The sequence below is a fragment of the Butyrivibrio sp. AE2015 genome (assembly GCF_000420825.1).
GTDB lineage: Bacteria > Bacillota > Clostridia > Lachnospirales > Lachnospiraceae > Butyrivibrio.
On record NZ_ATVR01000001.1, the window covers coordinates 173,833 to 187,780 of the forward strand.

Here is a 13,948-nt window from a genome sequence, read left to right on the forward strand (position 1 = left end):
AACAAAAGGGTTATAATACAGTTGTAGCTTGAAATTTGCCGATGGGGCGGCAATTTTTTACATCAGGAGGGAAAAGGTATGAAGAAATATTTAGCAGAGTGTATTGGGACAGCGGTATTAGTAGTGCTTGGTTGTGGAACAGCGATGCTTGTCGGGTGCGACGCAGCAAATGGCAGTGGATATCTTCTGACTGCGCTTGCTTTTGGTCTGACTATCGTTGGCATGGCTTATTGTGTTGGTAATATATCAGGGTGCCATATCAATCCGGCAGTTTCACTCGGTGTATTTATGAGAGGCGGGTTATCACTTAATGATTTCATCGGTTATGTGATCTCTCAAGTATTGGGATCAATAATCGGATCAGGGATCCTGGCAATTATCTTTGGAGTTGGCGGCGTGACTGATAAGACAGGAGGATTTGGCGCAAACGGGCTGGCCGGTGTAAATGGCAATCCTTTGGCAGGTCTTTGCGTTGAGATAGTTCTTACATTTGTATTTGTATTTACTATTCTCGGTGTTACATCAGATAAAGCAGGTCACGGCTCTTTTGGCGGACTTATCATAGGCTTTACTCTTGTTCTTGTTCATATTCTTGGAATCGGACTTACCGGAACATCTGTAAATCCGGCAAGAAGTTTTGGCCCTGCATTATTTGCAGCATTTACAGGAAATTCAGCACCTCTTGCAAGCCTTTGGGTATTCATTGTTGGACCACTTGCAGGGGCAGCAATTGCAGCTCTTTTGTATAATTATCTTGAAGAGTAATTTTTATCTTGCATGGTAAAAAAATAAGTAGTATTATATGAACGTTATTAAGAATAAAAAAGCTGTGACGAAGACAGTAGGCAGTGTATGAAAGCTTTCAGAGAGCCGGCGGTTGGTGTGAGCCGGTGCGAGTAGGCGCTATCGAAAATCACTTCTGAGCTGCAGGATTGAACCTATAGTAGATCCTGACGAGTATCCCATCGTTAACGGGAAGCGTATTCAACCATTTTAAATGGCGCGTATGTGTAAACAGGTGGTATAACGAGAGTGTAATTACAGCCTCGTCCTTTTTACAAGGACGGGGCTTTTTTTTGAGCAGAGCACCTGGCGAGGTATTATCGAGCCTGGTGTGAGCCATGGGTGAACACTTAGCGAGACTATGTCGAGCTTAGTGAGAATCCCAGTAATGATGAAAGGAGCAAATTATGTACACAAAAGTCGAAACTGACATGAATTTCGTCGGCAGAGAGAAAAAGATTGAAGAATTCTGGAAAAAAGAAAACATCTTCCAGAAGAGTGTTGACACCAGAAGTAAGGGTGAAATGTATATGTTCTATGATGGCCCGCCAACAGCCAATGGTAAGCCACATATCGGACACGTTCTTACCCGTGCTATCAAGGATATGATCCCGAGATACCGTACAATGAAGGGATATACAGTTCCACGTAAGGCTGGTTGGGATACACACGGTCTTCCTGTTGAGCTCGAAGTTGAGAAGATGCTTGGTCTTGATGGCAAAGAGCAGATCGAAGAGTACGGAATGGAGCCTTTCATCAAAAAATGTAAGGAATCTGTTTGGAAATATAAAGGAATGTGGGAAGATTTCTCAGGCACAGTCGGATTCTGGGCTGATATGGAACACCCATATATCACATACGATGACAATTTCATTGAGTCTGAATGGTGGGCTCTTAATGAGATTTGGAAGAAAGGTCTTTTATACAAGGGCTTTAAGGTAGTTCCTTACTGTCCTCGTTGTGGCACACCTCTTTCATCACACGAGGTTGCACAGGGCTATAAGACATTAAAAGAGCGTTCAGCTATCGTTCGTTTCAAGGTTAAGGGCGAGGATGCTTACTTCCTTGCATGGACAACAACACCTTGGACACTTCCTTCAAACATCGGACTTTGCGTAAACCCTGATGAGAAATACATCAAGGTTAAGGCAGCAGATGGCAACGTATACTATCTTGCTCAGGCACTTGCAGATAACGTACTTGGAAGCCTTGCAAAAGAAGAAGGCGAAAAGGCTTATGAAGTTCTTGAGACATACGTTGGTACAGACCTTGAGTACAAAGAGTATGAGCCACTTTATCAGTGCGCAGCTGATGAGACAGAGAAACAGCACAAGAAGGCCTTCTTTATCTACTGCGATACATATGTAACTATGACAGATGGTACAGGTATTGTACATATCGCTCCTGCATTCGGTGAAGATGACGCAAGAGTTGGTCGTAAGTATGATGCTCCTCTTGTTCAGATGGTTGATTCAGAGGGACGCCTTAAACCTGAAACTCCTTTTGCTGGCATGAGATGTAAGCCTACACAGAAGGAAATGGATGAGGGTGCTATCAGCGCAGATCCAGAGGTATTAAAAGACCTTGATAAGAGAGGACTTCTCTTTGGTGCACCAAAGATGGAGCATGATTATCCTCACTGCTGGAGATGTGGAACACCACTTCTTTACTATGCTCGTTCATCATGGTTCATCAAAGTTACAGAAGTTAAGGATGACCTTATCCGCAACAATAAAGAGATCAACTGGGTTCCTGAGTCAATCGGTAAGGGACGTTTTGGTGACTGGCTTGAGAATATCCAGGATTGGGGCATCTCACGTGACAGATATTGGGGAACACCTCTTAATATCTGGGAGTGTGATGATTGTGGACATCAGCTTTCTGTTGGTTCAAGGAAAGAACTCGCTGAGCTTTCAGGAGATCCTTCAGCAGAAACTTGTGAGCTTCACAGACCATATATTGATAAATTTGAGATCACATGTCCTAAGTGCGGCAAGAAGATGCACAGGGTAAAAGAAGTTATCGACTGCTGGTTCGATTCAGGAGCAATGCCATTTGCTCAGCTTCACTACCCATTTGAGAATAAAGAACTCTTCGAGAAGCAGTTCCCTGCTGAGTTTATTTCAGAGGCTGTAGACCAGACAAGAGGATGGTTCTACTCACTTCACGCAGAGGCAACACTTCTTTTCAACAAACCTGCATTTAAAAATGTTATAGTACTCGGCCTTGTGCAGGATGAGAACGGACAGAAGATGAGTAAGTCAAAGGGCAACGCAGTTGATCCTTTCGATGCACTTGAAAAATATGGCGCAGATGCTATCAGATGGTACTTCTACACTAACAGTGCTCCATGGCTTCCTAGCAGATTCTCTGGAGATGCCGTTATGGAAGGACAGCGTAAGTTCCTTGGAACACTTTGGAACACATATGCGTTCTTTACACTTTATGCAAACATCGATGGATTCGATGCTGCAAACTATAAGCTTGAGACAGATAAGCTCACAGTTATGGATAAGTGGCTTCTTTCAAAGCTTAACAGCTGCGTAAAGGCTGTAGATGAGAACCTTGCAAACTATCGTATTCCTGAAGCTGGCAAGGCACTTGATGGCTTTGTAGACGAGATGTCTAACTGGTATGTACGTCGCTCACGTGAAAGATTCTGGGCTAAGGGAATGGAGCAGGATAAGATTTCTGCTTACATGACTCTTTATACAGCACTTGTAACTGTATGTAAGGCAGCAGCTCCTATGGTTCCATTCATGACTGAGGAGATTTATCAGAACCTCGTAAGAAATAGCTTCAAGGATGCTCCTGAAAGTATCCACCTCTGCGATTTCCCTGAGGTTGATGAGAGCATGATCGATACAAAGCTTGAGAAAGATATGGAAGAAGTTCTTGATATTGTTGTTCTTGGACGTGCAGCAAGAAATGCAGCAAACATCAAGAATCGTCAGCCAATCGGTCAGATGTATGTAAAAGCAGAAGAGACTGTTGGCGAGTTCTATACTGAGATCATCAGAGAAGAGCTCAATGTTAAGAATGTAAGCTTTACAGACGATGTTCGTGATTTCACAAGCTATACATTCAAGCCACAGCTTAAGACCTTAGGACCTAAGTATGGTAAGAACATCGGAGCTATCAAGAGTTATCTTGAAGGCCTTGATGGAAATGCCACAATGGATGAGCTTAACAGAGGCGGAAGCATCAAGTTCACAGTAAATGACGTTGATGTAGAGCTTGTTAAGGAAGATCTTCTCATTGAGATGGCTCAGAAGGAAGGCTTCATTTCTCAGGAGAACTGGGGTATCACAGTTGTTCTTGATACAAACCTTTCAGAAGAACTTTTGAATGAAGGTTTCGTACTTGAAGTGATCAGTAAGGTTCAGACAATGCGTAAGGATTCAGGATTCGAAGTTATGGATCACATCAAGGTTTCCTTAAACGGCAATGACAAGCTTGCTGAGATCATAAAGGCTAATGAAAGCAGTATCTCAACAAAGGTTCTTGCTAATGAGATTGTCTATGGCTCTGATGTAGCAAATGCAAAAGAGTGGGATATCAACGGCGAGAAAGTTACAATCGGCGTAGAGAAAGTTTGATAATAAATACACCCTATAGAGTTAATGCCAGGCATTGCTCTATAGGGTGTTTCTTTTTACAAAAAGAGTTTACAAACTGAAAAATAAAATGAAAAATCCAACCAGGAAAAGAATGATGCCGGTGATAATAAATATTGTAGAAGTTATCTTTTCGCCAGTAAAATTTGTAGCAGTATACGCCTGATTCGGATTTTGAGGATTATATAGAATCTGCAAAATATCTCCGATTGGAGGAAGATTCTCTTCCAGGTGGCTTTGGCTACCTTCTATAGTATATTCCGTGCCGCCCACTTCATACTGAACAACAGGTATGTATATTCTGTGGCCTTCGTGGTCAGTGTCATTATAATAATCAATGACTTTACCGGTGCATGCGCCGCTGCAATTTTTGATCATCTCTTTAGTAGACTTTACTATTCTGTATGCGATATAGGAAAAAAGAGCTCCCCCAGCTATAAGTCCCATACCAACTATCATTGTGGTGCTGATTTTCATAGTAAAAACGATGCTTGCAATTGTTAGTAACATAACTTTTTTTCACCTCCTAGAAGATAATACCACTTTACCTGATAGGGAAAAACAATTATTATTACCACATTTTTGACGGTAAAATTAAGTTGAACAACCGACAAAAATGTGGTAATAATAATTTATGGAGGACTAAGCTATGTCAAAGTACATAACTCCTACAGGAGTAACCGCAGAAGAAATAAAGCTCGTGCGAGAGATTTTGGGAATGACGCAAAAAGAATTTGCGGAGTTTGTAAATGTTTCGAAGCGTACAGTTGAAAGATGGGAATCTACAGATGAACAAATAACGGGTCCTATTACGGTGTTATCAGATTTAATTATAAAGAATCATGGATTGGCGGAAGATCTTTCGGTTCCACAGAAAAAATACAAAATGCGTTTGTGGTACATGTATCATGATTTCGTGTGCACAATAATTGATGTTGACGAGATGGAAAAGAAGGTGTTAATTCACAACTATATTTCCAATCCATTGTATAGAGCATTTGGAGTTAATACTGAGCCCACCTATGACGAATATGTAGAGTTTATAAAATCCAGGTGTTTTCCGGAGAGCAGGGATAAAATCAAACTAGAGCTAAAAAGATTAGACATACCTTTTTATGATCCAATCATGATAATTGAGAAAACTCAAGGCCGTATGGCTGACGATGACTTTTGGATAAAATTGGAGTGGTAAGGCATGGTAGAGCTTTTTGATAAAGATATAAAAACAGAAAATCGAAAGTCTTCAAAAGGTAATCAACTCAAATTTGAGAGAGATGGGGTGTGGTACAAGGCTGATAATATGGGCTATGAGGGATTGGCAGAATGTGTAATATCAGCTCTTTTAACAAAATCATCCCTTGAAAAAGATGAGTATGTGAGCTATGACTTTGAGACAATAGGTTATAAGGGAAATACTTATAGAGGCTGTAAAAGCATTGATTTCACCGATGGATGGAAATTAATTACTCTTGAAAGGCTTTTTGCGGATAATTTTGGAGAGTCGCTTAATAAGTTGATATATCGAACTCAGAGCCATGAAGAAAGACTAAAACTGATAGTTAATCAGACCGAGCGCATTACAGGGCTTACAGGTTTTGGGGCTTATATGAACAAATTGCTTACTATTGATGCGCTATTCCTTAATGAAGACAGACATACGCATAATATAGCAGTTCTTATGAATGATAAGCATGAGTTTAGATTGTGTCCGGTATTTGATAATGGAGCAGGCCTTCTTTCAGATACAAAGATGGATTATCCTTTGAACGGAGATTTATATGAAATGATAAATGATGCGAATGCTAAAACTTTTTCAACTTCTTTTGAGGAACAGCTCGAAATATCAGAAAAGCTTTATGGACAAAATATTTCTTTTTGCTTCTCACAAGAAGATGTAAAAGATGCTTGCTTTATGGATAATGATTATACTGTCGAGGAAAAAGAGCGTGCTGCGGAGGTGATTCTGGAGATGAAAAGAAGATATAAATATCTTTTTAAATGAAGAAATACTACAATCTAAAAGGATAAAATACATATCATTTTTGCGCAAAATGATAATAATCATATCAAGCTATTACATTTTGATATTTCCTGAGCTAGCCTTAATTATATAGATATATTGATAATTAAGCACTTTGGGAGATTATCATGGCGGATACACCATTAACAAAACATCTTAGAATGTTAAGAAAAAGAGATCATTATACTCAGAGTTACGTAGCCAAATACATTGGGACTACAAGAGCTAATTATTCTCATTATGAAACCGGATTTACGAGGCCGTCTAATGATGTTCTGGAAAAATTGTCCCGTCTTTATAAATATCCACTCATAGATCTGGTGAGGCTTTCAGCAATCTCTGATAGTGAAAAATATAAGAGACTAAGTGTAGAAGGAAAAGCAGGCTTTGATGGGATGCTTTTTGATAATCCTGCATCTTCATCACTTGATCCGCTTTATGTTGAATTTATAAACAATTGCGAGGATATGACTGACAGAGAATTAAAGAAGTGGATGGATCCGGACGATATTGAGCTGGTGTATTATTATCACCTCCTCTCCCCGAAAGGGAAAATGTTAGCTACAGAAGGCCTAAGACTTCTTGTGAAGAGTGAGAGGCGTAATGAAGATTGAAATTGTGCAAAATAACGATAAGAATATTATCGATTCGTAAGTGCACGATAAAATGATAAGTTTTAAAGCCAATAGTAAACGTTATATACATAATTAATACACATTTTTTTGTACGGCGTGCCAATTGTGTGAGATACGGACGTGTGATAGAGTATACGATGCGCTAAGGCGCGGTGGGGAAAGATATGAAAAGACCATATGTGGAAATCATGAGAGTTCTTCTCCGGTGCCTGGCTGATCGCTGCTAGAAATGGCCGCACTACTACTTTGGATTATTAAATTATTATATACATTATGAAAAAAGATGGTACAAAAGTACCGTCTTTTTTTTATATTACTGTAATTTTTATTCAAATGTATCCGATATTATTAATAGCCGTAAGGATGCGGCGTTACATGCAAGGATGCTTGTGTTTAGGAAACCCCGACTTTAGTGGGATAATAGAAGGATCTTTGCCATGGTAATTCAGCACAATTTAACAGCTACAAATTCTAATAGACAGCTTGGAATGACGACTTGGATGCAGTCTAAGTCGTCTGAAAAGCTGTCTTCTGGTTATAAGATTAATCGTTCTGCTGATGATGCAGCGAATCTTGCAATTTCCGAAAAAATGAGAAGACAGGTAAGAGGATTGTCACAGGCGTCAGCTAATGCACAGGATGGCATTTCCCTTGTTCAGATTGCAGATGGCGCAATGGCAGAAGTTGAGGACATGCTGCAAAGATGCAATGAACTTGCTGTAAAGGCAGCAAATGCCACAATGACACAGCAGGACAGGGCATATCTTCAGTTAGAGATAAACAAGATTAAAGAGGAAGTAGACGCGATAAGCGGAAAAACAAAATTTAATGAAAAATATGTCTTAAAAGGAAAAATTACAGGTGAGACGGATACAGGTAGTGATGTAGATATTGATACAAATACTCAAATGCCTTCATGGGCTGCAATTTCAGATAATGATGGCGGATATATGTCCGGAACATATACTGAGGGGGAAAATTCATATGTGTCATCCAAGGTAGACTTCAGCTCTTTTGACGGATCTGAAGATAAGAAAAACGAGCTGGATGGGACAGGTTTTTATACTACATGTTGTACATGTACAAATCATTACAGCATAAAGTTTAACGTTGGAGAAGGAGATAGCAAGGAAACAAGTGGGAATCACTATATCTTTAACGTTGATATCTCTGACTGTAACTCGGCAGATGATTTAGTTTCAAAGATAGCTTCACTTAATACTGGCCATTTCACAACGTTCAAAAATGGTGGAGATGGAACGCTGTATATTCACGATAATAGAACTACTGCAAAACCAAAACCGGGCACAGGAAGGGGAGAATTTGGAAATGGTGTGGCAACTGAAAAGCAGACAATAGATGATAAAGGCGGAGACTTAATTCTTCAGGTGGGTTCAGATAAAACCTCTGAAAATCTGATAGCAATTGAACTGCCATATATAAGTGCAAAGACATGTAAAATAGATTCACTCAGTGTTTTAACCCAGAAAAAGGCACTTGAGGCAATAGATAGTGTAATGGAAGGCCTGGGGTTTGTCAGCGAGCAGCGAAGCCGTATGGGTTCCTACCAGAATCGCCTTGAGCATGCTATCAAAAATCTGGACAATGTAGTAGAGAATACACAGGATTCTGAATCTGAGATACGAGATACGGACATGGCTGCTGAAATGGTTAAGAATTCAAATAATAACATTTTGAAGCAGGCAGGAGAGGCAATGCTTGCGCAGGCTAATCAGAGCAAGGAGGGTGTAATGGCACTTCTTCAGTGATATGGCCAGGGGGAAACAATGGGAAATATAGTAAAGATAAGGTGTAAAAACTGCAATATCGAGCAGGATATAAAAATAGGAGCAGGGATAAGATTTTGCAACATCGAGATAATAGATATCCTGTTCAATAAGGGAATGACCCAAAAACTCAAGAATACGCTTGATAGAAATAAGGGAATGACCTGGTTTGTTAGAAAAGAAGCAGCCTGGTGCCCTTCCTGTAAAAAAATAGTGGAATGTGGAGTGCTGACTTTAAACTCAGCTGATGGAAAGAGCGGGGTATACAGATCAAAGTGCAGATGCGGAAGCGAAGTGAACTTATTAACTGAGGATCACGCCTGCCCAATCTGTAAAAGAAAAATGGAATTAACTGTAGTAGGGCATTGGGATTAGTTAATGGAGCAAAGGGTCAGGTCAGAGCAAATCAGATGGTTGTTCAGCATAATATAGCAGGTATAAATGCTAACCGACAACTGAATATTTCAACCGGACTTACAGCCAGATCATCTGAAAAGCTTTCATCGGGATACAAGATCAATCGAGCGGCTGATGATGCGGCAGGACTTGCTATTTCGGAAAAGATGAGAAGGCAGATAAGAGGTCTTACTCAGGCGTCTGATAATGCGCAGGACGGCGTTTCATGGTGCCAGATTGCAGACGGGGCGCTAAATGAAGTTAGTGACATGCTTCAAAGAGCTAATGTGCTTGCTGTAAAAGCTGCTAATGATACTCTTTTGAATGATGACAGAAATCATGCCAATCAGGAACTTAAAAAACTTGGCGAAGAAATTGACAGAGTGCATTCTACTACGCAGTTTAATAACATTGACATATTCGCAGATGATGGATATGCTCCCAATACAGTTACTGCAGGTAACAAGGTTGCTTTAGGATTTCCAAATGGAAGTACCATAGAAATAACCGTTGATTTCGTGGATAACAGTGGCAATAAGGTGGCTCTTCAGGAAAGCTCTGCAGTTGGCCAGGATACAACCTATGCAGATACGGCTTTTGCACAGTTTATCAAAGATGCAGCTGCTAATGCAGTAGCAAATCTGTATGATAATTTTCCAAGTCTTTTTACAAATGCAGCATCTCAGACAATTCAGGTGGGATTAAACCTCTCAAATATCGATGAAGCCGGCAATACTTTAGCAAGTGCTTCCTTGGAAATTTCAAGTAACGGGACTTCTACAACAATGACTTACTGGATGACAGTAGATTCATCAGACTATTCGATGTCCAACTATTCATCGATGACTGATGCACAAAAGGCCGACCTGGCGGCAGTAATAGCCCATGAAATGACCCATCTCGCAATGTATGACACACTTACATCCGGAATGTTTTCCGGATTCCCGGCTTGGTTTGTTGAGGGTGCAGCTCAGACGTCAAGTGGTGATAACGGCTGGGTTTCCAATTATTTGAACAGTTCATCTACAGATGCAGCTATAACGAATTATATGTCAGTGCTCACGCAGACAACGCAGCAGTCTGGCGGTTTTGGCCCATATGGAGCAGGGTATCTTGCCACAATGTACCTTGGCTATGCCGTTTCTGCAAAATATGGAAATACAGCGGTAACATCGGCCAATATAGCAAGTGGTCTTGATAAACTAATGAACTATATGGCAACCACACCGGCCTCTTTTGATACGGCAATCAAGAACCTGACTAATTACGCAGGCGGCCAATCAGCTTTTGAAAATGCGGTAAAGTCCGGGGCAGCAGAACCATTGGCTTTTATTAAGAATCTTTTAGCTGCAAAAGGAACAACAGGAGCTGGGTCCATATTTGATGATCTTTCAAAATCAGAAGCAACGGTATTTGCACCTTCGAGCTTAAGTACAAGCGCTCAGAACTACATAATAAATTCAGATAACACCAAATATGCCAATTATTTTGGCACAGGATATACAATCCCAGAAAAAGAGCCCGGAACTACAGGTGGAGGTGGCGGAGGAAGCGGTAGTGGCGGTGATAATCCTGAGGGAAATGGTCTTCTATACTTACAGGTCGGATCAGAGAACTCGCCGACAGACAGAATAGAACTAAAGCGCTTCAATATCAGCCTAGACGCCCTTACCGAATACGGGGTATTCGATATCTCAACCAGGGACAAGGCCCTGTCAACAATTGATACAGTAAAAAAAGCACTTTTGAATGTAAACAGTGTCAGAAGCTACTACGGATCACTTCAGAACAGACTTGATCACACCATAAAGAATCTGGACAATGTAGTAGAAAACACCCAGAGCGCTGAGTCTCTGATCCGCGATACGGATATGGCGGAGGAGATGGTCAGATATTCAAATCAAAAGATTCTTGAGCAGGCGGGGCAGGCGATGCTGGCGCAGGCCAATCAGACAAATCAGGGAGTGTTAGCGTTATTACAATAATAATAAAAACAAATGTGAATCCTCATGGACAGGGAAGTCCGGAGGCTTTTTTTATGTCTTTTTTGTTGGATTTTATGGAATTATATACGGATATGCGGTAAAATTATTTCGTATACCATTTTTTTTTATGAAATAAAAATATGGAATGCAATCAGTTCTATGAGGAGGCAACATGAAGAAAAAACCACTAAAGTTTGATAAGGATCTATTCAAAAGAAGTGTTCAGTACAACGTAAAGACCCTCTACAGAAAGACCATGGAAGAAGCTACTGAGCAAGAGCTTTACCAGGCAGCAGCCTATGCCATAAAGGATGCAATTGTAGATCATTGGATGACTACACAGAAAAAAGCAGCTGAGCAGGACCCCAAGATCGTGTACTACATGTCAATGGAATTTCTTATGGGAAGGGCATTTGGAAATAACCTGATAAACCTTCAGGCATATAAGCCGGTAAAAGAAGCTCTTGAAGAGCTAAATATCGATCTTAATCTCATTGAGGATCAGGAACCGGACCCAGCCCTTGGAAATGGTGGACTTGGAAGACTTGCCGCATGTTTTTTGGACTCTCTTTCAACTCTTGGATACGTTGCTTATGGTTGTGGAATCAGATATAAATATGGAATGTTCCGCCAGAAAATTCAGGATGGTTATCAGGTAGAAGTCCCTGATACATGGCTTGAGAACGGCAATCCATTTGAACTTAGAAGAAATGAGTACGCTAAAGAAGTTAAGTTTGGCGGCTATGTAAATATGTATACAGACGAGCGTGGAAGAACCATGTTCAAGCAGGAAGGCTATCAGGTGGTAAGAGCTGTTCCTTATGATCTTCCGGTTGTTGGATATGGAAACGGAGTGGTCAATACCCTCAGAATATGGGATGCAGAGCCGGTTCAGTGCTTCCAGCTTGATTCTTTTGATAAGGGTGATTATCAGAAAGCTGTTGAGCAGGAGAATCTTGCGAGCCAGCTATGTGAAGTTCTTTATCCAAATGATAATCATATTGCAGGAAAGGAGCTGAGACTTAAGCAGCAGTATTTCTTTATATCTGCTTCAGTTCAGACTGCTCTTCAGAGATATCTAAAACATCATGAGGACATTAGAAAGTTCTATGAAAAAAATGTATTCCAGCTCAATGATACGCATCCAACTGTTGCAGTTGCTGAGCTTATGAGACTTCTCATGGATGAATACTATCTTTCATGGGATGAGGCTTGGGATGTAACAACCAAGACCTGCTGCTACACCAACCATACGATCATGGCAGAAGCTCTTGAAAAGTGGCCTGTAGACCTGTTCCAGAGACTTCTTCCCAGAATTTATCAGATTGTTGATGAGATCAACAGAAGATTTGTTGATCAGATCATGCGCCAGTACTCGGGTTCAGCAGGAATCGATGTTCAGGCCAAGATCAGAAGCATGGCTATTCTCTATGACAACCAGGTTAAGATGGCGCATCTTGCGATTGTAGGCGGACACTCAGTTAACGGTGTTGCAAGGCTCCACACAGAGATCCTTGAAAAGAGAGAGCTTAAGGATTTCTATGAGATGATGCCTGAGAAATTCAACAATAAGACAAACGGTATCACCCAGAGAAGATTCCTTATGCATGCCAATCCTCTTTTGGCTGACTGGGTAACAGAAAAGATTGGTGATGACTGGATCGTTGACCTGTCACAGATGGAGAAACTCAAAGCTTTTGCTGACGACAAGAAAGCTCAGCAGGAGTTTATGGATATCAAGCTTCAGAATAAGAAGCGCCTTGCCAAATATATCCTGAAACACAACGGAGTTGAAGTTGATCCTAAGTCAATCTTTGATGTTCAGGTAAAAAGACTTCACGAGTACAAGAGGCAGCTCCTTAATATCCTTCAGGTTATTCATAAGTATAACGATATCAAGACACATCCTAATAAAGACTTCTATCCAAAAACATATATCTTTGGCGCCAAGGCAGCAGCCGGTTACCTTACAGCAAAGCTTACTATCAAGCTAATCAATGCAGTAGCCGATGTTGTAAATAATGATCCTGATATTGGTGGAAAGATCAAAGTTGTATTTATTGAGGACTACAGAGTTTCAAATGCAGAGCTTATATTTGCGGCAGCAGATGTATCAGAGCAGATTTCTACCGCTTCAAAAGAGGCTTCCGGTACAGGTAATATGAAGATGATGCTTAACGGAGCAGTAACTCTTGGAACTCTTGATGGAGCAAATGTTGAGATTGTTAACGAAGTTGGTGAAGAGAATGCATTTATCTTTGGTCTTACTTCGCAGGAAGTTATGGATTATGAGAGAAATGGCGGCTACAATCCAATGGACATCTACAACAGCAATCCTAATGTGAAGAAAGTTCTTGATATGCTGGTAGATGGAACTTTTTCTAAAGACAGAGAGCTCTTTAGACCGCTTTATAACTGCCTTTTAAACACAGTTAATTCCAACAAGGCAGATCAATACTTTATCCTTAAGGACTTTGAGTCATATCTTGAAGCCCAGAAGAGAATATCTGATGCATATCAGGATAAGAAGCGTTGGGCAAAAATGGCACTTCTTAATACTGCCAGCTGCGGAAAATTCTCATCTGACAGAACTATTCAGGAGTATGTTGACGATGTATGGCATCTTGATAAGCTTGAAATGTAATACCGGAAGTAGGCGTTGAGTGTTGTATTAGCGAGGGCAAATCAATGACATATGATAATTTGTTTCACATGGCATTCTATT

Annotated in this window: 10 protein-coding genes and 1 other annotated feature; of the genes, 9 read left to right on the top strand and 1 reads right to left on the bottom strand. The window is 40.6% G+C overall.

The annotated features are described in order from the left end of the window. The first annotated feature begins 78 nt into the window (after window positions 1–78). Window positions 79–765 (top strand): MIP/aquaporin family protein, encoded by a 687-nt coding sequence (locus tag G585_RS0100810; RefSeq protein WP_022772293.1) that lies wholly within the window; start codon window positions 79–81, stop codon window positions 763–765. A gap of 55 nt (window positions 766–820) precedes the next feature. Next, window positions 821–1,057, top strand: a binding site (T-box leader). 133 nt (window positions 1,058–1,190) lie between these two features. Further along, window positions 1,191–4,382, top strand: coding sequence for an isoleucine--tRNA ligase (ileS, locus tag G585_RS0100815; RefSeq protein ID WP_022772295.1), 3,192 nt, complete (start codon window positions 1,191–1,193; stop codon window positions 4,380–4,382). A 69-nt stretch (window positions 4,383–4,451) separates the two neighbouring features. On the opposite strand, the gene G585_RS0100820 is transcribed toward ileS, so the two are convergent. Next, on the bottom strand, window positions 4,452–4,910 hold the full coding sequence (locus tag G585_RS0100820; RefSeq protein WP_022772296.1) for a DUF3592 domain-containing protein: 459 nt from the start codon (window positions 4,908–4,910) through the stop codon (window positions 4,452–4,454). A gap of 139 nt (window positions 4,911–5,049) precedes the next feature. On the opposite strand from G585_RS0100820, the gene G585_RS0100825 reads away from it, so the two are divergent. From G585_RS0100825 to G585_RS0100855, 7 genes are all read left to right on the top strand, one after another. Next, window positions 5,050–5,592: a helix-turn-helix domain-containing protein gene (locus tag G585_RS0100825; RefSeq protein WP_022772297.1), complete on the top strand. Its 543-nt coding sequence runs from the start codon at window positions 5,050–5,052 to the stop codon at window positions 5,590–5,592. A 3-nt stretch (window positions 5,593–5,595) separates the two neighbouring features. Further along, entirely contained in the window at window positions 5,596–6,402 is an 807-nt protein-coding gene (locus G585_RS0100830) for a hypothetical protein (protein ID WP_022772298.1), read from the top strand. 146 nt (window positions 6,403–6,548) lie between these two features. Next, on the top strand, window positions 6,549–7,034 hold the full coding sequence (locus G585_RS18615; RefSeq protein ID WP_022772300.1) for a helix-turn-helix transcriptional regulator: 486 nt from the start codon (window positions 6,549–6,551) through the stop codon (window positions 7,032–7,034). Between the two features lie 458 nt (window positions 7,035–7,492). Then, a complete protein-coding gene (locus G585_RS19650; RefSeq protein ID WP_022772301.1) occupies window positions 7,493–8,824 on the top strand; it encodes a flagellin N-terminal helical domain-containing protein in 1,332 nt (443 codons plus the stop codon). A gap of 18 nt (window positions 8,825–8,842) precedes the next feature. Then, window positions 8,843–9,217 (top strand): hypothetical protein, encoded by a 375-nt coding sequence (locus tag G585_RS0100845; protein ID WP_022772302.1) that lies wholly within the window; start codon window positions 8,843–8,845, stop codon window positions 9,215–9,217. Next, a complete protein-coding gene (locus G585_RS19815) occupies window positions 9,208–11,223 on the top strand; it encodes a flagellin N-terminal helical domain-containing protein (protein ID WP_022772304.1) in 2,016 nt (671 codons plus the stop codon). Before G585_RS0100845 ends, G585_RS19815 begins: the two co-directional genes overlap by 10 nt. Before the next feature lie 172 nt (window positions 11,224–11,395). Beyond that, window positions 11,396–13,867, top strand: coding sequence for a glycogen/starch/alpha-glucan phosphorylase (locus tag G585_RS0100855; RefSeq protein ID WP_022772305.1), 2,472 nt, complete (start codon window positions 11,396–11,398; stop codon window positions 13,865–13,867). Window positions 13,868–13,948 lie beyond the last annotated feature (81 nt).